The 21882-nt window shown below is 64.8% G+C and carries 20 protein-coding genes; 11 read left to right on the plus strand and 9 right to left on the minus strand.

All coding sequences use genetic code 11. The annotated features are described in order from the left end of the window. Positions 1–152 precede the first annotated feature (152 nt). Complete coding sequence (locus tag ABIG06_RS34675) at positions 153–395, minus strand: FliM/FliN family flagellar motor switch protein (protein WP_011088012.1); 243 nt, start codon at positions 393–395, stop codon at positions 153–155. A gap of 68 nt (positions 396–463) precedes the next feature. Between ABIG06_RS34675 and lipB the strand changes: the two genes are divergently transcribed. Further along, positions 464–1213, plus strand: a complete 750-nt coding sequence (lipB, locus tag ABIG06_RS34680; protein WP_370140242.1) for a lipoyl(octanoyl) transferase LipB — start codon at positions 464–466, stop codon at positions 1211–1213. 199 nt (positions 1214–1412) lie between these two features. Then, complete coding sequence (locus ABIG06_RS34685) at positions 1413–2126, plus strand: DNA helicase (RefSeq protein WP_370140243.1); 714 nt, start codon at positions 1413–1415, stop codon at positions 2124–2126. Positions 2127–2176: 50 nt separating this feature from the next. Here the strand turns inward: ABIG06_RS34685 and ABIG06_RS34690 are convergent, their stop codons facing one another. Continuing rightward, the gene (locus ABIG06_RS34690; protein ID WP_124157770.1) at positions 2177–2599 is read right to left on the minus strand and encodes a tautomerase family protein; all 423 of its coding nucleotides are present in this window, start codon (positions 2597–2599) and stop codon (positions 2177–2179) included. Positions 2600–2713: 114 nt separating this feature from the next. Between ABIG06_RS34690 and ABIG06_RS34695 the strand changes: the two genes are divergently transcribed. Both ABIG06_RS34695 and ABIG06_RS34700 read left to right on the plus strand, forming a co-directional pair. Beyond that, positions 2714–3562, plus strand: a complete 849-nt coding sequence (locus ABIG06_RS34695) for a LysR family transcriptional regulator (protein WP_124157769.1) — start codon at positions 2714–2716, stop codon at positions 3560–3562. A gap of 129 nt (positions 3563–3691) precedes the next feature. Continuing rightward, positions 3692–5209, plus strand: a complete 1518-nt coding sequence (locus ABIG06_RS34700) for a PAS domain-containing sensor histidine kinase (RefSeq protein WP_124157768.1) — start codon at positions 3692–3694, stop codon at positions 5207–5209. 94 nt (positions 5210–5303) lie between these two features. Here the strand turns inward: ABIG06_RS34700 and ABIG06_RS34705 are convergent, their stop codons facing one another. The 4 genes from ABIG06_RS34705 to ABIG06_RS34720 form a co-directional block, all read right to left on the minus strand. Further along, positions 5304–5603 carry an acylphosphatase gene (locus ABIG06_RS34705; RefSeq protein ID WP_124157767.1) on the minus strand — a complete coding sequence of 100 codons (300 nt, stop codon included), beginning with the start codon at positions 5601–5603 and terminating at the stop codon, positions 5304–5306. Next, on the minus strand, positions 5600–6466 hold the full coding sequence (locus ABIG06_RS34710) for an isocitrate lyase/PEP mutase family protein (RefSeq protein WP_370140244.1): 867 nt from the start codon (positions 6464–6466) through the stop codon (positions 5600–5602). Before ABIG06_RS34710 ends, ABIG06_RS34705 begins: the two co-directional genes overlap by 4 nt. A gap of 89 nt (positions 6467–6555) precedes the next feature. After that, entirely contained in the window at positions 6556–8571 is a 2016-nt protein-coding gene (locus ABIG06_RS34715; protein WP_370140245.1) for an acetyl-CoA carboxylase biotin carboxylase subunit, read from the minus strand. A gap of 165 nt (positions 8572–8736) precedes the next feature. Continuing rightward, positions 8737–9828 (minus strand): zinc-binding metallopeptidase family protein, encoded by a 1092-nt coding sequence (locus ABIG06_RS34720; RefSeq protein ID WP_370140246.1) that lies wholly within the window; start codon positions 9826–9828, stop codon positions 8737–8739. Positions 9829–10043: 215 nt separating this feature from the next. On the opposite strand from ABIG06_RS34720, the gene ABIG06_RS34725 reads away from it, so the two are divergent. From ABIG06_RS34725 to ABIG06_RS34740, 4 genes are all read left to right on the plus strand, one after another. Continuing rightward, a complete protein-coding gene (locus tag ABIG06_RS34725) occupies positions 10044–12521 on the plus strand; it encodes a PAS domain-containing hybrid sensor histidine kinase/response regulator (RefSeq protein WP_370140247.1) in 2478 nt (825 codons plus the stop codon). Positions 12522–12672: 151 nt separating this feature from the next. Further along, the gene (locus tag ABIG06_RS34730; protein WP_124157762.1) at positions 12673–13956 is read left to right on the plus strand and encodes an MFS transporter; all 1284 of its coding nucleotides are present in this window, start codon (positions 12673–12675) and stop codon (positions 13954–13956) included. A 26-nt stretch (positions 13957–13982) separates the two neighbouring features. Further along, entirely contained in the window at positions 13983–15233 is a 1251-nt protein-coding gene (locus ABIG06_RS34735) for an arsenic transporter (protein ID WP_424578545.1), read from the plus strand. A gap of 121 nt (positions 15234–15354) precedes the next feature. Then, on the plus strand, positions 15355–15591 hold the full coding sequence (locus tag ABIG06_RS34740; protein WP_370140248.1) for a hypothetical protein: 237 nt from the start codon (positions 15355–15357) through the stop codon (positions 15589–15591). A 46-nt stretch (positions 15592–15637) separates the two neighbouring features. Here ABIG06_RS34740 and ABIG06_RS34745 read toward each other — a convergent pair whose 3' ends face one another. Then, a complete protein-coding gene (locus tag ABIG06_RS34745; protein ID WP_124157759.1) occupies positions 15638–17002 on the minus strand; it encodes an MFS transporter in 1365 nt (454 codons plus the stop codon). Positions 17003–17029: 27 nt separating this feature from the next. Further along, positions 17030–17797: a GntR family transcriptional regulator gene (locus ABIG06_RS34750; RefSeq protein ID WP_370140249.1), complete on the minus strand. Its 768-nt coding sequence runs from the start codon at positions 17795–17797 to the stop codon at positions 17030–17032. A 177-nt stretch (positions 17798–17974) separates the two neighbouring features. Between ABIG06_RS34750 and ABIG06_RS34755 the strand changes: the two genes are divergently transcribed. Genes ABIG06_RS34755 through ABIG06_RS34765 form a run of 3 tightly spaced genes read left to right on the plus strand, consistent with a single transcriptional unit; the run spans position 17975 to position 21012 of the window. After that, a complete protein-coding gene (locus ABIG06_RS34755) occupies positions 17975–19174 on the plus strand; it encodes a mandelate racemase/muconate lactonizing enzyme family protein (RefSeq protein WP_199751256.1) in 1200 nt (399 codons plus the stop codon). Between the two features lie 12 nt (positions 19175–19186). Continuing rightward, positions 19187–19954, plus strand: a complete 768-nt coding sequence (locus ABIG06_RS34760; protein WP_370140250.1) for an SDR family oxidoreductase — start codon at positions 19187–19189, stop codon at positions 19952–19954. 26 nt (positions 19955–19980) lie between these two features. After that, positions 19981–21012 carry an L-idonate 5-dehydrogenase gene (locus ABIG06_RS34765; protein ID WP_370140251.1) on the plus strand — a complete coding sequence of 344 codons (1032 nt, stop codon included), beginning with the start codon at positions 19981–19983 and terminating at the stop codon, positions 21010–21012. Positions 21013–21014: 2 nt separating this feature from the next. On the opposite strand, the gene ABIG06_RS34770 is transcribed toward ABIG06_RS34765, so the two are convergent. After that, entirely contained in the window at positions 21015–21881 is an 867-nt protein-coding gene (locus tag ABIG06_RS34770) for a DUF3280 domain-containing protein (RefSeq protein WP_370140252.1), read from the minus strand. Between the last annotated feature and the right edge of the window lies 1 nt (position 21882).

Consider the following 21882-nt stretch of genomic DNA (forward strand, 5'->3'; position numbering starts at 1 on the left):
GAGGGCCGACCGGATCAACGGCGCCGATCTAACAAATCCATCAGAGGGGTACAAGCCTGCAAAGGCCCTGAATTCCACAAGCTTTGCAGGAAAGTTCCAGCCCTCTGCCCGAAATCGGCCCGTGCTGGTCTCCAGGGCCGCTACCGCCTGCCCTACCGGGTCCCCGGCGTGCGCGGCAGCATCTGCTTGACCTCGACCGCGATGCGGTTGCGGTCGACCAGCACGACGCCGGAGGCGACGGGCAGATTGTTGGCCAGGACCTTGACCTCGTCGGCCTCGGTAGCATCCAGCTCGATGATGGCGCCGCGGGAGAGACGCAATACTTGATGGATCGGCATGGTGGTGGTCCCAAGGACGACCATGAGATCCACGGTGACTTTATCGAGAGTGGGCACTGTCAGGACCGCCGCGACATGGGACTCTTCATTTGCGCCTGCGATCATCACCACGTTATGGTTAGCCAATGGTTAATTCGCCTGAAAACCCCCGCCAGAACCGGCGTCAAGAGCTCGATCTGACGTCGTTTTCCGCCGCAGGCGGCGAGCCCGTCGAATGGCTTATCTCGGATGCTCCGGTCCCCTATCCGCATGCGATGGCCGCCATGGAGGCCCGGGTCGCCGCAATTGCGGCGGGCGAGGCCCCGGAATTGGTCTGGCTGCTCGAACACCCCCCGCTCTACACCTCGGGCACCTCGGGCAAGCAATCCGACCTGCTCGATGCGCGATTCCCGACTTTCGCGACCGGGCGCGGCGGGCAGCTCACCTATCACGGGCCGGGCCAGCGGGTGGCCTATGTCATGCTGGACCTCAAGCGCCGCCGGCCGGACGTTCGGGCCTATGTCGCGAGCCTGGAGGAACTGATTCTGCGCACGCTGGCCGCCTTCAATATTCGCGGCGAGCGGCGTGAAGACCGGGTTGGCGTCTGGGTCAGGCGGCCCGACAAGGGAGCGGACCACGAGGACAAGATCGCAGCGATCGGCGTCCGCCTGAAGCGCTGGGTGTCGTTCCACGGCATCGCCATCAATGTCGAGCCGGAGCTGTCGCATTTCGCCGGCATTGTGCCCTGCGGCGTCGCCGATCCCCGCTACGGCGTCACCTCGCTGGTCGATCTCGGGCAGCTCGTGACCATGGCCGACGTCGACATCGCGCTCCGGCAGGCGTTCGAGGAGTTGTTCGGATCGACCCGCGCACTGGTGCCGGAAGTGGTCGCCTAGGCGCTTTCCTGTCCGCCGTGCGCGGCTCTCGTTCTCTGTGGCCGGGGAATCAGCTAGCTTTATCGCGGTGCCGCCCACGCCTCCCCCCCTCCGCCGGGAAAGCAGATTTCATGCCGGGCGAATTGATCATCGGACCGACTGTTCGAGCGCTGGGCATAAGGAGGGATTGCGATCATGCTCGCAATGGGAGGTTCTCACGATGAAATTGTCTGCGCCGATCTATCATCTCAAGCGCAAGGCAAAGCGCCTGTCCCGCGAGGACGGCATTCCACTCCACGACGCGCTTGACCGCATCGCCACCACGGAAGGGTTCTCCGCCTGGAGCCTGCTCGCGGCGAAAGCCGCGGCGGAGACGCCGGCCGGCAAGCTGTTTCCTCAATTCCGGCCGGGTGAGCTGGTGCTGCTCGGTTCGCGGCCCGGTCATGGCAAGACGCTCATGAGTCTCGAACTTGCGGTGGAGGCCATGAGGAAAGGCAGCCGCGCCGCGTTCTTCTCGCTCGAATACACCGAGAGAGATGTTCTGGACCGCTTGCGGGCGATCGGCGTGGATCCCGCGCAATTCGACGGATTGTTCGAGGTCGATTGCTCCGATGCGATCAGCGCCGATTACGTCGTCAAGCAGATGGCCGCCGCTCCGCGCGGCACATTCGTCGTGATCGACTATCTGCAACTGCTGGACCAGCGGCGGGAAAATCCCGACCTGACCGTTCAGGTGCGCGCGCTGAGATCGTTCGCACGTGACAAGGGGCTGATCGTCGTCTTCATCTCCCAGATCGATCGATCCTATGATGCCGCAGTCAAGCCCTGTCCCGATCTCAGCGATGTCCGCTTGCCGAACCCGCTGGACCTGAAGCTGTTCGACAAGACGTGCTTCATCAACAATTCCGAAGTCCAGTTCCGCGCAGCGAGCTGACGATCCCTCGCAACCGGTCGCGGGTGAGATTGCTCACCCGCGATCAGGCATCAGGCCGCCTGCAGTGAAACCTCGAGCTTGCCGGCGATGTAGCGCCGCTCCTGGGTCAGGCCGCCAAAGCCGTAGGCGTCGCCCTTGACCTCGTCGACATGCAGGTAGGTCTCGGGATGCAGCGGACCCAGGACCTCGGCCATGCGCTTGAACATTGCAGCGAGATAAGCCGCCTTCTCGTCCTTGGTGTTGGTGCCCTCGCTGACGTGGACGTCGATCCAATAACTTGCGAGCTTCTGCTCGGCGAGCGACTTGCCGCCGGCGAACCAGTCGTGGGCATCCACGGACTTCACGATGATGGCGGTGACCCTGGGATCCTTGTGCAGAATCTTTGCGGTGAGCTCTGACACGGCATTGGCGATGTCGGCCTTCAGCGACGGCGACTGGCGAGACGTGGCGTAGGACACGGTGATCAGGGGCATGGTGGTTCTCCTCAAGATGCGGCGCAGGGTCTTGCGCGGCGTTGTTGAGAAGCTAGACCCGGAAGCATGATTTTGGTACCTTATCGAGACTTATATCAGTGATAATAATCCATAATGAACGCAACACTCGACATCGCCACGGTCCGGGCCTTCCTGCTGGTTGCCGACCTCCAGAGCTTTACCCGCGCGGCCGAAGCACTCGGCACGACGCAGGCGGCTGTCAGCCTCAAGCTGCAACGGCTGGAGACGTTGCTGGGGAAACGCCTCGTCGAACGCTCGCCGCGCGCGGTTCGGCTCACTGCCGATGGTGCTGATTTCCTCGATCGCGCCCACGCGCTCATGGAAGCGCATGACCGTGCGTTCGAGGCTTCCGCCGCGCAATCGCTCTCGCTCGGCATCTCCGACCATGCCGCGGGCCCCGAACTGGTGCCGCTGCTCGAACGGCTGCACGCGATGTCCGCGAATCTCACGCTCGCCGTCACGATCGGCTTCTCGCGCGAGATGCAGGATGCCTATGACGCGGGCGAGCTGGACGCCGTGATCGTCCGGCAGGAGGGCAGCCGCCGTGGCGGCGAGAAGCTGGCAGATGACGAGTTCGGCTGGTTCGCGTCGCAGCGCTTCATGGTCCGAAAGGGCGAAGCACTGCCGCTCGCAACGCTCGCCCCGCCTTGTGGCGTCCGCGCCATCGCCGTGCGCGCGCTCGACAAGGCCCGCATCCCCTGGCGCGAGCGTTTCGTCGGCGGCGGTGTCACGGCCGTGGTCGCGGCGGCGCTTGCCGGACTTGCAATCGCGCCGCTGGCGCGGCGGATCGCACCTCCGGGCTTGGTCGATATCGGGCCGGCGCACAAGCTGCCGAGGCTCGGCAGCTCGAAGGTGGTGCTGCATTCGAAAGTCAGCGATCCCGCCAAGCTCGCGGCACTGCGCGCTGTGGCCGCGACGTTCCGGAGCCGGGCGACGAGTTAGCGGCCCGTCCGAGGAGCCTGATCGCCCGGCGGCCACCGTATATGGTGCGGATATTGCCTAAAAATGTCCCACAGACTGGGAACAAATCCGCCATGTGCGGCGTTTGTCCCCGTCGAGGCGGGGTCCGGAATGACCGAAAAGTTCAGTCAACAGAGAGACTTGTTCGAGAGCGAGCGCAGTTTCCGGCTGTTGGTTGAGGGAGTCGCCGACTACGCGCTCTACATGCTTGATCCCAAGGGGATCATCACCAGCTGGAACATCGGCGGCGAACGCATCAAGGGCTATTCGCCCGAGGAGATCCTCGGCCAGCATTTTTCCCGCTTCTACACCGAGACCGATCGCGCCAATGGCAGGCCCGCGCGGGCGCTCGGCATTGCCCGGGAGAAGGGCCGATACGAGGAAGAAGGATGGCGCGTCCGAAAGGACGGCACGTTCTTCTGGGCCAGCGTGGTAATCGACCCGATCTACGAGAACGGCGCGCTGATCGGCTTCGCCAAGATCACGCGCGACGTCACGGAGCGCCGCAATGCCCAGCTCAAGCTCGAGGCAATGCAGAAGCAGCTCGCCGAGTCGCAGAAATTCGACGCACTCGGACAGCTCACCGGCGGGGTTGCGCACGACTTCAACAATCTTCTGATGATCATCAGCGGCAGCCTTCACATCCTGAAGAGGAGCGCCACCGACGACCCCAAGCTCGAGCGCGCCATGTCCGCGATCGAGACCGCGACCAAACGCGGCGCCGCGCTGACAAACCAGCTCCTCACGTTCGCGCGACGGCAGAGCGTGAACCCGCAGGCGATCGATTTCGCCGAACGCATCGCGGCCATCCGCGAGGTGCTCGACGCCGGCGTGGGCAGTTCCGTGCGTCTCGCCTTCGACATTCGCTCCGACACATGGCCGATCAAGGCCGACGTCTCCGAGCTCGAGACCGCGCTGCTCAACCTCGTCATCAATGCCCGGGACGCGATGCCGGACGGAGGCACGGTGACGATCGGAGCGCGCAATGTCGTGCTGAACGAGCCACCCCTCGCCGGCGATTTCGTCGCAATCGACGTCACGGATACCGGGCTCGGAATACCCTCCGACGTTCTCGACAAGGTCTTTGAGCCGTTCTTCACGACCAAGCCGATCGGAAAAGGCACGGGTCTCGGCCTTTCGCAGGTGCACGGCTTCGCCCATCAGGCCGGCGGCACGGTAAGGGTCGCAAGCGAGCTCGGAAAGGGCACGACATTCACCATCATCCTGCCGCGCGGGACAGATGCGCCGTCGCGCGAGACATCGGGGACGCCGTTCCGTGGCAGCGGCACGGTGCTGCTGGTCGAGGACAATCCCGACGTTGCTCTGGTCAGCATCGGTCTTCTGGAGCAGCTCGGCTATCAAGTACGCCGGGTCGCCGATGCCGAAGCGGCATTGCGCGAGATCGAAAGCAACGGCGTCGACTTCGTGTTCTCGGACATCGTCATGCCCGGCAAGATGGATGGGCTCAGCCTCGCCCATCGCCTCCGCCAGATCCGCCCCGGTCTGCCGATCCTGCTTGCCACCGGCTACAGCGAGGTAGCCGCCGGCGTTCGCGGCGATTTCCCGATCCTGCGCAAGCCCTATGAGATCCACGAGCTGAGCGAGGCGATCGCCAAGCTGCCGCGATGAGGGTTCGCTTCGAGAGCTTGAGGCACCTAAGCCTCCTCTCCCTCATGGCCGGGCTTGTCCCTTCTGCCCGGGCCTGACCACTTCTTGTGAGCGTTTACGCCGTCGGCAACACCGAGAACGCCTCTCCTGGCCGGCGCAGATTCAGCTCATCCACGCTCGCGGTTTCACTCGTGACACTGTCGACGCGCGAGGACGGCGGGCCGTGGCGGCACAGCGCGACCATGTCGGCAACGTGCTTCGGCGCGCCGGCGAACAGCGCTTCCACGCTGCCGTCGCGACGGTTGCGGACCCAGCCTTCGAGGCCGCTCGTCGTCGCCTGATACTCGACCCAAGCCCGATAGCCGACGCCCTGCACGCGTCCGCGGATCATGACCTGGAGAATTGCCCGGCTCATTTTGTGAGTCCGAGGACATCGGCGCTGCGCGCCCTGGCCTCGCTCTCGCGCATGACACGGGCCATCAGCTCCGACGATGCCAGGCTCTTGAGACTTTTCGGCGCCGTGCCCTCGCGCAAGGCTTTCTGCGTCTCGTAGACGGCCTGCGTCGCGGCGGCGATCGGTGCATGACCCTGCAGCGCGATGCGTACGCGCCGGCTTGCAAGGTAATCGAGCGCGTTCAATTCCTCCTGCGCGCCGCCGAGCACGATCGGCAGGCGCGTGGCGGATGCGATGGCCTCGAGTTCGGCGCGCGACGTGATGCCGGTGAAGAACAACGCATCGACCCCGGTCTCTTCGTAGGCCTTGGCGCGGCGAACCGCATCCTCGATCGAGGTGATCGCGGCAGCGCCCGTGCGGCCCATGATCACCAGCGACGGATCGCTGCGGCCGGCAAGCGCCGCTTTCATCTTGCCGACGCCTTCTTCGAGCGAGATCAGCTGCGTCTTGGTTTCGCCAAAGGCAGCCGGCAGCAGCGTGTCCTCGATGGTGAGGCCGGCCGCGCCCGCCATCTCAAGCTCCTGGACCGTGCGGCGCACGTTCAGCGCATTGCCGTAGCCATGATCGGCGTCGACCAGAACGGGGAGCGTTGCGGCTCGGGACATCCGCCGCATCTGCTCGGCAAGCTCGGTGAGCGTGATCAGCGTGATATCGGGGTCGCCGAGCACGGCGAGCGAAGCCACTGATCCCCCGAACATGCCGACCGGAAACCCGAGGTCCTCGGCAATACGGATCGAGATGGCGTCGTAGACCGAGCCCGGATGGACACAAGTCCCGCCCGACAGGATGGAGCGAAGTTTCTCGCGGCGGGAACGAAAGGCCATGGTTGCCTCACTCTCAATTCCTCGCCCTTCGAGACGCCGCGCAAGCGCGGCGCCTCAGGGTGAGGGTCGACTATTGTGCTCCAGAGCGCTTACGCAAACTCCAGGATCAGCGCGTCCACCGCCAGCGTCGCGCCCGCGCTGGCGTGGATTTTCTTCACCGTGCCGTCCTGCTCTGCGCGCAGCACGTTCTGCATCTTCATGGCTTCGACCACCGCGAGCGTCTCGCCAGCCTTGACCTCCTGCCCCTCGGTCACCGCGATCGAGACCACGAGGCCGGGCATCGGGCAGAGCAGCTTCTTGCCGGTGTCGGAGGCCGTCGTCACCGGCATCAGCCGCGCCGAAGTCGCCTCGGCTTCGGTCCAGACATAGACCGGCACCTCGACGCCCTGATGCGCGAGGCGGATGCCGTTGGCAATCGGGCGCGCCTGCACCGCGACGAAGTGGCCGTCGATGGTGCCCTGCCAGACCGGATCGCCCGGCTTCCACGGCGACTGCAACAGATGCGCACTGCCGGCCTTGCCGTCGGAATCGATGAAACGGATCGCGATCGCCTCGCCCTCGCGTCCGACCTCGAGCAGGATCTCCTCGCGATCGAGCCAGACCGCGCGACGCCGCTCGCGCTGCACGACGCGTCCACCCATCTGGCCGGAGATCTGCCGCTTGCGCTCGCCCAGCACGTGATCGATGGCGGCGCCGACCGCTGCGATCCGCCGCGCCACCTCGCCTTCGGGCACGCGCACCGCAAAGCCCTTGGGAAATTCCTCGGCGATGAAGCCGGTCGAGAGCCGTCCCTCGCGCCAGCGCGGATGGTGCATCAGCGCGGACAGGAACGGGATGTTGTGCCTGATGCCGTCGACGTAGAACGAGTCCAGCGCGGTGGCCTGCGCCTCGATCGCGGCCGCGCGCGACGGCGCATGCGTGACGAGCTTGGCGATCATCGGATCGTAGTGGATGGAAATCTCGCCCCCCTCCTGCACGCCGGTGTCGTTGCGGATGGTGATGCCGTCCTTGCTGGCTTCCGCCGGCGGGCGATACTTCACGAGCCGCCCGATCGAGGGCAGGAAGTTGCGGAACGGATCTTCGGCGTAGAGGCGGGATTCCACCGCCCAGCCGGTCAGCGTGACGTCCTTCTGCGCGATGGCGAGCTTCTCGCCGCTCGCGACACGGATCATCTGCTCGACCAGATCGACGCCCGTGACGAGCTCGGTGACCGGATGCTCGACCTGGAGGCGCGTGTTCATCTCCAGGAAGTAAAAGCTCTTGTCCTGCCCTGCGACGAACTCGACCGTGCCGGCGGAATCGTAATTCACGGCCTTGGCCAGCGCCACGGCCTGCTCGCCCATCTTGCGGCGGGTGGCTTCGTCCAGCAGCGGCGACGGCGCCTCCTCGATGACCTTCTGGTTGCGGCGCTGGATCGAGCATTCGCGCTCGCCGAGATAGATCACGTTGCCGTGCTTGTCGCCCAGCACCTGGATCTCGATGTGGCGGGGATCGACGATGAACTTTTCGATGAAGACGCGGTCATCGCCGAACGAGGCCTTTGCTTCCGCTTTTGCCAGCCCAAATCCCTCCTCGACCTCCTGGGTCGAGTGGGCGATCCGCATGCCCTTGCCGCCACCACCGGCGGAGGCCTTGATCATCACGGGATAGCCGATCGCGTCGGCGATCCTGACCGCATGCTTGGCGTCTTCGATCACGCCGAGAAAGCCCGGCACGGTCGAAACGTCGGCCTTGGCCGCCGCCTTCTTGGATTCGATCTTGTCGCCCATCGCCGCGATCGCGCCGGGGTTGGGGCCGATGAAGACGATGCCGGCCGCCTCCAGCGCACGCGGAAACGCCTCGCGCTCGGACAAAAAGCCGTAGCCGGGATGCACGGCTTGCGCGCCCGTCTTGCGGCAGGCCTCGACGATCTTCTCGATCACCAGGTAGCTCTCGGCCGCCGCGGGCGGCCCGATCAGCACCGCCTCGTCGGCCATCTCGACATGGAGGGCATCGCGGTCGGCCTCGGAATAGACCGCGACCGTCTGAATTCCCATCTTGCGGGCGGTCTTGATGACCCGGCAGGCGATTTCGCCGCGATTGGCGATCAGAATCCGTTTGAACATGCTTTTCTTGAGTCTCGACCTTGGGCGGGACCCGTCTCCTGGCCGTTGGAGCCTATGGGGACGGGCCGTGTGGCTCCCGTGGTACATCAAAATGGGCCGGAGGCAACGGTCTAAATCCGGGGCCTCTGGCGTACCAGCACAAGACCGAAATGGGCCCGGCGAGCCCTAGGGACTCCGTGCCGCTTCCCGGGGCTTCCCGGCCTTGGCCACGTCCCGGACCAGGCCGTGAATGAAGCCGAGTTTGGCGACCACCGCGGGCGACAGGATGAAGGGATAGAGGTCGCGCAGGCCCATGGCGCGGTTGACGCTGTTCATGGCGAAGGTGAAGGGCAGCCATGCGTTGACCAGCGCCTCGATATCCCTTGCCTCGTAAGGGTTGAAGCGGATGCGCGCCGTCAGTTCCCCATCACGGTCGACCCTGGGGCGCACCTCCATGCCGAACTCGGCGGCCATCTCCAGCGTGTCGACGATGTGGAGGTAGTGCGCCCAGGTCTCGGCAAAGTCTTCCCAGGGATGCGTCGTGGCGTAGGCCGAGACATAGCTCTGCTGCCAGTGCGGCGGCGGGCCTTCGGCATAGTGCCGCTGCAAGGCCTGACCGTAATCAACGGAATCGTCGCCGAACACGGCGCGACATTGGTTCAGCTTGCCGCCGTCCCGCACCAGCACATCCCAAAAGTAGTGCCCGACCTCGTGGCGGAAATGCCCGAGCGGCGTCCGGTAGGGCTCGCCCATCTCGAGCCTGCGCCGCTCGCGCTCGATGTCGTCCGCCTCCTTGAGCGCAATCGTGATCAGGCCGCTGTCGTGGCCAGTCATGACCTTCTCTCCGCTGTTCGGATCGTCGGCTAGGAAATTGAAGATCAGCCCATGCCCGGGATTGTCCTGCCGGGTCTGGAGCGGCAGCCTCCAGCGGATCAGGGAATAGAATAGACGGTGCTTGGCCACCTCCAGCTCACGCCATCCAGCAAGCTGCGCCGGATCGGAAAGGTTCGGTACTGTCCCATTGTGGCGGCAGGCGCGGCAATATCCGGTGGTATCGCCCGTATCTGTCAGCCAGTTGCAGGCGTCGTACTCGGCATTGCGGCACAGCATCCGGCTTTCGCCATTGTCGGCCAATGTCCTCCAGGCTTCTCCGTCGGGCTCGATCGCCGACATTGTCTCCTTCTCCGGCAGGAAGGCGACACGATGGCCGCAACGTTCGCAGGCACGATTCTCGAAATAGAGAACGTTGCCGCAGGCCTGACAGACGAAGAGCTTCAAGATTTAGCCTCTTTGGAAAGGGATTTTTATGAGAGGATTGGCACCTCGCGAAGACGCCTCGATCAGCCGATCGTTCCAGTTTCCGGAACAAATTGCCAGGCCAGACGTTGCCACCGCGTCGTTCTTCGCGTGCAGGCACGCGCTCCTATTTTCCGATACTTTGCCCTCTAAACAATGGCCATCACGTTCCGTCTGTGTGAATATCGGTCCGGCACGTGCGCACCCGCATCACAACGGCCGATGCCTTGAACGATCCCTTGCCCGAGACCATCGCCGCCGAAAGGCTGCGCCAGCACCTCGAAGCCGTCGCGCGCGAGCGCGATAACGCCTATCGCGCGCTCCAGGAACGCGAGGCCGAGCTGGCGCGCATCCAGCGTATCGGCAAGGTCGGCGGCGTCGAGGTCGATTTCCGCGAAGGCTTCAAGAACCGTCGCTCGCCCGAATATCTGATCATCCACGGCCTGCCGCCGGAAGCTGCCGAGGAGTCGCACGAGGATTGGGTCAATCGCATCCATCCCGACGACCGCGAGGCGTCCGTCAAGCATTTCTTCGAGGCGCTCGCCGGAACGAGCGAAGACTACAGCGCCGAATACCGCATCATCCGCCCCAGCGACGGCGAGACCCGCTGGATTCGGGTCGTCGCCAAGATCGAGCGCGACAAGGACGGCCGCGCCATCCGCCTGGTCGGCGCCCATATCGACATCACCGACCAGGCGCTGGCGCGCGAGACGCTGCGCGAGAGCGAGGAGCGCTTTAGGCTGATCGCCGACAGCGCGCCGGTGCCGATCTGGGTCACCAAGCTCGATCGCAAGCGGTCCTTCGCCAACCAGGCCTATGTCGATTTCGTCGGCCTTCCCTACGATCAGGCCATCGACTTCGACTGGCGCAAGGTGCTGCATCCCGACGACCTGCCGCACGTGCTCCAGCAATCCGTCCAGGGTGAAGCATCCCTCAAACCCTTCGTGCTGGAAGCGCGTTACAGGAACGCAAGCGGCGAATGGCGGTGGCTTCGATCGGAATCGCAGCCGCGCTGGGACCCGACAGGCAAGCATATCGGCTTCATCGGCGTCGCCCACGACATCACCGTCGCCAAGCAGGCCGAGATCGAGCTCAGGCAGCTCAACGAGACGCTGGAGCAGCGCATTGCCGAGCGCACCGCCGAGCTCGAATCCAACGAGGCACGGCTGCGCGCGATCCTGGAGACCAGCAATCAGTATCAGGGCCTGGTCAATCTCAGCGGCGAGCTGCTTTACGCCAACAAGACCGCGCTGGATGGCATCAAGGCGTGCTCGTCGGATGTGATCGGAAAGCCGCTCTGGGACACGCCCTGGTTCACCGGCACGGACGGCATGAGTGTCGCCGTGCGAGAAGCCTTCGACAAGGTGCTCAAAGGCGAAGCGGTGCGGCTGGAGATGCGCCTGCGCCTTCCCATTGGCGAGCGCGATTTCGATTTCGGCATGCGGCCCGTGCTCGACCGCCACGGCAACATCACCGGCGCGGTGCCCGAGGCGGTCGACGTCACCGAGCGCCGCCGCGGCGAGGAAGCGCTGCGGCAATCGCAGAAGATGGAGGCGATCGGCCAGCTCACCGGCGGCGTCGCGCACGACTTCAACAATCTCCTCACCATCATCCGCTCCGCCACCGACTTCCTGCGCCGCCGCGAGCTGCCGGAGGAACGCCGCCGCCGCTATGTCGACGCCATCTCCGAGACGGTCGAGCGCGCCTCCAAGCTGACCGCGCAGCTTCTGGCGTTCGCGCGCCGGCAGCCGCTGAAGCCGCAGATCTTCAACGTCGGCAGCCAGGTCGAAGGCGTGGCGCAGCTGGTCCGGCCGCTGGCCGGCGGCCGCATCGAGATCGCCGTGGAGGTTCAGGATCCCGATTGCTTCACCGTGGCCGACATCGCCCAGTTCGAGACCGCGCTGATCAACCTCGCCATCAACGCCCGCGATGCGATGAATGGCGAAGGCCACCTCACCATCGCCGTGCGCAAGGTCCATGGTATCCCTCAGCTGCGCGCGCAATCGGCGCGCAGCGGCGACTTCGTCGCCATCTCCGTCACCGACACCGGAAGCGGCATCGCGCCGGAACATCTCGAACAGATCTTCGAGCCGTTCTTCACCACAAAGGAGGTCGGCAAGGGCACCGGCCTTGGCCTCAGCCAGGCCTTCGGCTTCGCAAAACAGTCCGAGGGCGACATCGCGGTGACGAGCACGCAAGGCAAAGGCGCAACCTTCACCATCTATCTGCCGCAGGCCCAAAGTCCCGCGACGGACAAGGAAGCCGCGGCACTGACCCATGAGGTCACGGCGACCGGACGCGGCTATCGCGTGCTCGTGGTCGAGGACGACGACGAAGTCGGTCGCTTCTCCACCGAACTCCTGGAGGATCTCGGCTATGTCGTCCGCCGCGTCGCCAACGCCAACGCGGCACTGGCGATTCTCGGCGAGAACGAATTTGCCGTCGACCTCGTGTTCTCCGACGTCATCATGCCCGGAATGAACGGTGTCGAGCTTGCCGGCATCATCCGCGAGCGCTATCCGGGCCTGCCCGTGGTGCTCACCAGCGGCTACAGCAACGTGCTCGCCGAAAGCGCCCATCGCGGCTTCGAACTGATCCAGAAGCCCTACTCTGTGGAGTCGCTGTCGCGCATATTACGCAAGGCGATCACGGAGAAACTGTCGGTGGCGCGGTGATTGCCTGTCCCCGTCCTCCGGATAACCGCGGCTGCTTGTCCGGAACGACAGCGGTGTGTTCGGCGGACCGCCGTTCGCAGATAGAACGTTCACAGCTCAAGCCGTACCGTCGGTGCCGGCCGGACAAATTTGAGCCTCGATCGAGAGATGCATGTCGAGCCAAGACCTTGATCAGGCGAGGCGCGCCGGCCGCGCGCTGGACGCTGCCAATTTCTTCCTCGCCGACGTCCGCGACGGGCTCGGCCCTTATCTCGCGGTCTATCTTCTCACCGAGCAGCATTGGAACGAAGCTCGCATCGGCCTTGTGATGTCGATCGCGACGATCGCCGGCATCGTCGCACAGACGCCGGCCGGCGCGCTGCTTGACGGCACGCGGGCGAAGCGGCTGGTGATGGTGGCCGCTGCGATTCTGGTGACCCTCGCCTCGCTCTCACTGCCGTGGTTCCCCAACCTCCTGCCGGTGATAATCTCGCAAGGCATCGCGCAAGCCGCCGCCGTGGTCTTTCCACCCGCGATCGCCGCTGTCTCGCTTGGCATCTTCGGGCATGCCGCATTTACCCGGCGCATCGGCCGCAACGAGACTTTCAACCACGCCGGCAACGCCGTCGCGGCGGGCATCGCCGGCCTCTCCGCCTATTGGTTCGGACCGACCGTCGTGTTCTACCTTCTCGGCGCCATGGCGATCGCGAGCCTCGTCAGCATCCTGGCAATCCCCGAACGGGCCATCGACCACGATCTCGCGCGCGGACTGCACCACTCTCGTATCAATGGCGGACCCGAACAACCTTCGGGACTTGGCGTGCTCCTGAGCTGCCGTCCTCTGCTCATATTCGCTGTCTGCGTCGTTCTGTTTCATCTCTCCAACGCGGCGATGCTGCCGCTGGTCGGACAGAAGCTCGCGCTCCAGGACAAGAACATCGGCACCAGTCTGATGTCGGCATGCATCGTTGCGGCGCAAGTGGTGATGGTTCCGTTCGCGGCGCTGGTCGGCGCGCGGGCCGACCGCTGGGGACACAAGCGGTTCTTCCTCGCCGCATTGTTGATCCTGCCGATCCGCGGTGCGCTCTATACACTCTCCGACAATCCGTTCTGGCTGGTCGCCGTACAGCTGCTGGATGGCGTCGGCGCCGGCATTTTCGGGGCAATCTTCCCCGTCATCGTCGCCGACCTGATGCGCAACACCGGCCGCTTCAACGTCGCACAGGGCGCCGTCATCACGGCCCAGAGCATTGGTGCGGCGCTGTCGACGACACTGGCGGGCCTGGTCGTGGTCGGCGCCGGTTACAGCGCAGCATTCATCACGCTCGGCGCCGTGGCGGCGATCGGTGCGGTGATCTGCCTCCTCGCCTTGCCCGAAACGCGGCAAGGCGACGATGGCGATCCGCGCCCGCGGGGGAAGACAGCGGCGCCCGCATCGGCTATCGCTGCCGAATGACTCCATTCCCATTCGAGAACTGAACCGTGCCGTCTGACGCCATCTGGACCTGGAGCATCATCGTCGTCGCGACCGCAGGCGTCATCGTCCGGCCCTTTCGCCTGCCCGAGGCGCTCTGGGCCGTGATCGGCGCCGGCGCGCTGCTGCTGTTTGGTTTGCTGCCGTGGCCGGATGCGTTGACCGGTATCGAGAAGGGCGTCGACGTCTATCTCTTCCTGATCGGCATGATGCTGATCGCAGAGCTGGCGCGGCTCGAAGGCCTATTCGATTATCTCGCCGCGGTTGCGGTGGAGTATGCACGCGGCTCACCGCAGCGGCTGTTCCTGCTGATCTACCTCGTCGGCACACTCGTCACCGTGCTGCTCTCCAACGATGCCACCGCGATCGTGCTGACCCCGGCCGTCTATGCCGCAACGCGCGCGGCCGGCGCAAAGCCGCTGCCCTATCTGTTCGTCTGCGCCTTCATTGCCAATGCCGCAAGCTTCGTGCTGCCGATCTCCAATCCGGCCAATCTCGTCGTGTTCGGCGCGCGCATGCCGCACCTCACCGAATGGCTGCGCCTGTTCGCCCTGCCCTCGGCGGCCTCGATCCTGCTCACTTACGTGGTCCTGCGCCTCAGCCAGCACCGCGCGCTCAAGGAGGAGACGATCGCCCGCAGCGTGCCGCACCCGAAGCTTGGACGCGGCGGCAAGCTCACGGCAATAGGCATCGTCGCGATCGGCATCGTGCTGGTGACCGCGTCAGCGCTGGACAGGCAACTGGGCCTGCCGACCTTCATCTGCGGCGTCGCGACGGCAGCGATCGTGCTGCTGATCAACCGGCAATCGCCTTTGCCCGTGCTGCACGGCGTCTCCTGGAGCGTGCTGCCGCTGGTCGGCGGGCTCTTTGTGATGGTGGAAGCGCTGGTGAAGACCGGCGTGATCGCGCAGTTGAGCGCGCTGCTGCACCAAGCGGTCGCGCAATCGGTGCCCCAGGCAGCCTGGAGCGTCGGCATCGCCACAGCGATCGCCGACAACATCGCCAACAACCTTCCGGTCGGCCTCGTCGCCGGCTCGGTCGCCGCAAGCGATCATCTGCCCGCGCCGGTCGTCAGCGCCATCCTGATCGGCGTCGATCTCGGGCCTAATCTGTCGGTGACGGGATCGCTCGCTACCATCCTCTGGCTGGTCGCGCTCCGGCGGGAGAAGATCGAGGTCGGCGCCTGGCCGTTCCTCAAGCTCGGTCTGCTGGTGACGCCGCCTGCCTTGATCGGTGCACTGGCAGCTGCCATCAGGTAGCGGCAAGGCGCGCCGGCCAAATAAGTTCAGCCGTTTGCGGTGCATCAAGGCCGGCATTGCGGCGACGGCTAGAGTTCACTTGTCGCGAGCTTCAGACAGGTCGCGGCAAGGAAGGTTGATCATGCAGATTCGATCAAAGTCGCTGCCACAGAGGTTCTCACTGCGTCGCGGCATTCAAGGCTTCGTCGCGCCCGGCCAAGGCCGCACGGAGACGTCCCATCCCCTGCTCGTCTTCTCCGTCGTGGTGCTGCTGGCCTTGTTCGCCATCCTGGAGATGGACGTGCACACGGCCCAGCTTCAGGCCATCGGCCAGCTCGGCCATGGCACCGGGATCGATCCCGTCTTCCTGAGCCCGTAGCGGACGGAGCCCGATAGCGGCCACAAGGCCGCGACCGGGTCACACATCAGTCGTTCTCGTAGCCGTAGACTTCCGGCAGGATGAAGATCGCGGCGAGCAATCCGATCAGCGGAAAGATCGCGACGAACAGCGTGGCGTTGGCCTGCCCGATCGCCGCGAACAGCGACGGGAACAGGAAGATCGCCAGAAACGACGGCAGCTTCACGAACATGTAAGCGAAGCCGCTGGCGGTGCCGCGATATTTCGGCTTGGCGACCATGGTCGGAATCGTCATGCAGTTCGACGCGTCCCAATAATGGCCCCACAGCATGGCGGCGGCCGCGAACGGCAGCAGTATCTTGTTGTCGGTGTAAAGCGCGAAGGCCGCGACCAGAAGTGAAGCCAGCACGATGCCGAAACCGGCGATGGCGATACCGCGATGGCCGATCTTCGGCGTCAGCAGCGGACCCACCCAGCCGGACAACGCGGCAAAGCAGAACAGTCCCATCGTCACCAGGTTGTTGCCGAGCACGCTCGACACGCCGACCATCACGAACAGCACCGGCAGGTAGAACGCGAAGGTCGAGAATTCGCTGCCTTGCGCGAAGCAGGCGATCCAGCCGTAGATGGTGGCGCGCCAGCGGATCGGGTCCTTCTTCAGGTCGGCGAGAAACGCACGCGTCGAGACCTTCGGCACCTGGACGTCCCGGTCCGGCAGCATGTCGAGATTGTCGTTGAACATCTCGCGCGCGACCTGCTTGGCCTCGCGGTAACGCCCCTTCTGCACCAGCCACACCGCCGTCTCCGGCACGTCGTGCCGCATGATGAGGATGATCAGCGCCGGTACCGCGCCGAGACCGAGCGTCACGCGCCACAGCATCTCGTGGTTCATGTCGATCAGGAGGAAGATCACGATGACGCCGATGGTGAGCACTTCACCGACGGCGAACATGAACTGCCAGCGGTTGCCCATGACCTCGCGCTCGCCCTTGGCCATAGATTCCATGATGTAGGTGTAGCCGGTCGAGATGTCGGAGCCGAGCGGGATGCCGAGCAGGAAGCGGATCACGACGAGCCAGGCGACATCAGGCACGAAGGCCTGCGCCAGCGCCAGCACGATGAACATCACCATCGTCACCAGAAACATGACGCGGCGGCCGATCTTGTCGGACAGCCAGCCGCCGAGCAGCGCACCGATCAGGGCGCCGCCTTGCGTGCCGGCCGCCGCAAGGCCCAGCATCAGCGGATCGGGATTGTACTGCTCCTTGATGAAGATCAGCACGAAGGCGATCGAATAGAGATCCCAGGCCTCGACCAGGATCGAGGCCATCATCAGCCAACCGACCTTGTTGCCCTTGGGGCTGTAGTTCGTGATGAGGTAGCGGACCGCGGCCTCGCTCGCGGTCGGTTGTGGCAGAGCCATCGTTGACATTCTTCTTGGTCCTCTCTTCGAAACTCTCTACGTGTCGAGCAGCGGCTCGATGCTGCAATCGAGCAGCCGCGGATCGATCCCCGCTTCCATGCCGGTGAACATCGAGTCCATGTAGTCGATCAGGGCATCGCTCGCCTTCACGGCATCCTCGACATGGCGGCCAGCAACGGCACTGAGAATGGCGAGGTGATGATCGATTGTGCCCGACAGATCCGCCTGCCCCGGCATGAAGCGGTGGTGGATGTAACCGATGCGCCGATACAGCGTGTGCAGTGGCCGCATCGTATGCACGAGGAACGGCTCGCCGGCCGCCTCCAGCACCAACGCGTCGATGCGACGGTCGAGGCTGTTGAATTCGTCGAGCGTCAGGCTGGCGCTGCGCTCGCGCAGCAGACGCTCGATGTGCAGCGCCTGATTGCGATGCGAGAGGCTGGCGCGATCGGCCGCGAGGCGGATCACGAAGCGCTCCATGTCGCGGCGCAAGGCCAGCAGCATGCGTTCGCGCGCAAGATCGATCGGCGCGATGTGCAGGCCGTGACGGGGCCGGATGATGATGAGGGTGTCGGCTGACAGACGATTGACGGCGTGATGCACCGGTGTGCGCCCGAAACCGGTGATGTGCTGCAATTCCAGCATCGTCATGAATTGTCCGGGCTTGAGCTCGCAGTGAACCAGGAGCTCTTCGATCTTCTGGTAGGCCAGCTCAAAGAAATTGAGCCGGTTGCGCCGCGAGGGCTTGCCCTCGCCGTCGTCGTCGTTTCTCACCACCTCGAGCGCGCGCTTGCGCTTTGCCATGTCGTTCTCTCCCGTCGGCCGCGCTCTCGTCGATGGATGGCGCCGTGTTTGTCCGAGCCTTAAAACATGTTGTGATATATTACAAGCCAGCGTAAGACTCCCGCACGGCCTGCAATATGTTGCAGCGCAAAATGAGACGACAGGCGCGGGACGTCTGTTGATGGGAGGATTGTTGCCGTGAAGATCACATCGATCGAGACGCTGCGCACCGAGGAATTTTCCAACGTCATCTGGGTGCGCGTTCACACCGACACGGGTGTGATCGGGCTCGGCGAGACATTCTACGGCGCGGGCGCGGTCGAGGCGCAGATCCACGACACCTTTGCCGGCCGCCTGCTCGGCCGCAATCCCCTGCACATCGAAGCCATCCATCGCGACATGCTGAACCTGCCGATGGCGCAGTCCTCGACCGGTGTCGAATATCGTGCAGCCTCCGCGATCGACATCGCGCTGTGGGATTTGTTCGGGAAGGTCTGCGGCCAGCCGGTGCACCAGATGCTCGGCGGCCTCTGCCGCGACAAGCAGCGCATCTACAACACCTGCGCCGGCACGCAATATGTCCGCTCGACCAATATCAGCCCGGTCGCGAACTGGAATCTCGGCGCCTCCAAGGGGCCTTACGAGGATCTCGACGGTTTCATGCATCGCGCCGACGCGCTCGCCGAGAGCCTTTTGGAGAGCGGCATCTCCGCCATGAAGATCTGGCCGTTCGATCCGGCGGCGCAGGTGAACAAAGGCCTCTACATCACCGCCGCGCAGATGAAGCAGGCGATCGAGCCGTTCGAGAAGATCCGCAAGGCGGTCGGCGACAAGATGGAGATCATGGTCGAGCTCCACTCGCTATGGAATCTGCCGACGGCAAAGCAGATCGCACGCGCGCTCGAGCCCTACAAGCCGACCTGGTACGAAGACCCGATCCGCATGAACTCGCCGCAGGCGCTGGCCGAATATGCGCGCTCGACCGACGTCTGGGTCTGCGCCAGCGAGACGCTGGGCTCGCGCTTTCCCTACAAGGACATGCTCGACCGCGACGCCATGCATGTGGTGATGGCGGATTTGTGCTGGACCGGCGGCCTCACCGAGGGCCGCAAGATCGCGGCGATGGCCGAGACCTATCACCGGCCCTTTGCTCCGCACGATTGTATCGGCCCGATCGGCTTCATCGCCGCCATCCACATGTCGTTCAGCCAGCCCAACACGCTGATCCAGGAATCGGTGCGCGCCTTCTACAAGGGCTGGTACAATGAGCTCGTCACCACGATGCCTGTGATCAAGGACGGTTACGTCTATCCGATGGAAGGACCCGGCCTCGGCGTCGATCTCCTTCCCGCCGTATTCGACCGCTCCGATCTCACCGTGCGCCGTTCCAACGTCTGAGGACTTCTCGAGATGAGCACTTCCCTCTTCGATCTTTCCGGCCGCACCGCGCTCGTGACCGGCTCCTCCCGCGGCCTCGGCCGCGCCATCGCCGAGGGCATGGCCAGGGCCGGCGCCAGGATCATCATCAATGGCGTCGATCCCAAGCGCGTCGAGCAGGCCGTCGCCGAGTTTCGCGCCGCCGGCTATCAGGCTGAAGGAGCCGCCTTCAACGTGACCGACGAAGCCGCGATCGTCGCCGCGTTCGATGACTTCGACAAAAAGGGCATTGCGGTTGACATCGTCGTCAACAATGCCGGCATCCAGCACCGCAAGCCGCTGGTGGAGTTTACCACCGACGAATGGCGCAAGGTGATCGAGACGAACCTCACCAGCGCCTTCGTGATCGGACGCGAGGCGGCCAAGCGCATGATCCCGCGCAAGCACGGCAAGATCATCAATATCGGCTCGCTCGGCAGCGAGCTCGCGCGTCCCACCATCGCGCCCTACACCGCGGCCAAGGGCGGTATCAAGAACCTGACCCGCTCGATGGCGGTGGAATGGGCGCAGCACGGCATCCAGGCCAATGCGATCGGCCCCGGCTACATGCTGACCGACATGAACGAGGCGTTGGTCAACAACGCCGACTTCAACAACTGGCTGATGGGCCGCATCCCCTCGAAACGCTGGGGCAAGCCGGAGGAGCTGGTCGGCGCTGCGATCTTCCTCGCCTCGGACGCCTCGACTTATGTCAACGGCCAGATCATCTATGTCGACGGCGGCATGATCGCCGCCATGTGATCCGCCACACGCTGAGGAACAAGAGCATGCGCGCCGTCGTCATTCACGCCCCGAAGGACCTGCGGATCGAGAGCTATCCCGATCCGGCCCCAGGCCCGGGTGAGGTCCGCGTCAAGATCGCCAATGGCGGCATCTGCGGCTCGGACCTGCATTATTACCATCACGGCGGCTTCGGCGTCGTCCGCATCCAGCAGCCGATGGCCCTGGGCCATGAGATCGCCGGCGTCGTCGCTTCCGTCGGTGACGGCGTCACCAGCGTGAAGCCCGGCTCACGCGTCGCGGTCAACCCGAGCAAGCCGTGCGGCCAATGCCTGCATTGCCAGGAGGGCATGCGCAACCAGTGCCTGGACATGCGCTTTCTCGGCAGCGCGATGCGCTTTCCCCATGTGCAGGGCGGCTTTCGCGAATTCATCACCGTCGATGCGACGCAGGCCGTGCCGATCGCGGAGAAGCTCTCGCTCGCCGAAGCCGCGGTCGCCGAGCCGCTGGCGGTCTGCCTGCATGCCGGCAAGCAAGCCGGCCCTCTGCTCGGCAAACGCGTGCTGATCACCGGCTGCGGTCCGATCGGCGCGCTGATGATCCTCGTCGCACGTTTCGGCGGTGCCGCCGAGATCGTCGTCACCGATGTCGCGGACGCACCGCTCACGGTCGCGAAAAAGCTCGGCGCCACGCACGCCATCAACGTCGCGAGCAATGCTAGCGCGTTCGACCCCTGGCGCTCCGGCAAGGGCGTGTTCGACACGCTGTTCGAAGCCTCGGGCAATCAGGCTGCGCTGTGCGCCGCGCTCGACGTGCTCAGGCCGGGCGCGACGCTGGTGCAGCTTGGTCTCGGCGGCGAGATGACGCTGCCGATCAACTCCATCGTCGCCAAGGAATTGCAGCTCCGCGGCACCTTCCGCTTCGATCCCGAGTTCGAGCTCGCGGTGCGGTTGATGGGCGAAGGCCTGATCGACGTCAGGCCGCTGATCACGGCGACCATGCCGTTCGAGAACGCCGTCACCGCCTTCGAGCTCGCCAGCGACCGCTCGCAGTCGATGAAGGTGCAGCTGACGTTCTAGCGCTATCGGCTCTCGATCAGCTGGTCGCTGACCAGCCGCACGGCACCGCGCTTCCACGAATAGTCCGCGCCCATGCGCAGGCCGCTGTCGCCGAGCGCCAGCACGGTGCCGGTCCTGGCATCGCGCAGCTGGAAGCCGAGCGTGTATTCGGTGCGGCTCACCCGCCGCACCACGCCGATCAACGACTGATCCGCGCCGAGCTCCTTCGCGATCGCCGCCTCGCAACCGCCGCAATCGCGCAAGGCACGCCTGTTCGCCGCCTCGCCGCGCGCACCGCCGACATCGACGATGCGGTAGCGGCCGGATTGGCCGAGCACCTCGCGCACACCACCGGTGACCTCGGCGAGATACGAGGCGTCCGAAGCGGACGACGCGCCGGCCGGGGCGGCGGTCGTATCCTCGAGCTCGAAGTCGAACACGGCCAGCGCAACCGGCGCGGGCGTTGCCAGCGCAGCCATGACCTCGCGGGACACGAAGATCTCGGCCCGCTCCCAGGATTCATCATTGTCGCCGCGGAAGCTGTAGAGCTTGTCCATCACGAGCTTTTTGGAGCCGATTTCGATCACGGCGACCTTGGCCCATTGCACCAGCGTGCTGGTCTTCTGGATGCCGCCGATGACCTTGAACGCCGCACCGTCCTGGGCGGACGGAACCAGGCGGTAGCGCGGGTCCGCGCCGATATCCCTTCGAAGCGCGGCCATGAACGCCGCCAGCCGTCGCTCGTGGGCGGCGGTCTGGTTGATCGGCTCGGCCGAGGTATCGGTGTAGCTGAAATCGTCGATGGCAACGCCAATCGTCCCCTCGGCAACGGCCCGCGAACAAGAGAGGACGAAGAGGAGACAGACGACAATCAGCCCGGAACGGTGCATG

Origin of the sequence: Bradyrhizobium sp. USDA 326 (assembly GCF_049739485.1) — a bacterium.
Classification (GTDB): Bacteria; Pseudomonadota; Alphaproteobacteria; order Rhizobiales; family Xanthobacteraceae; genus Bradyrhizobium.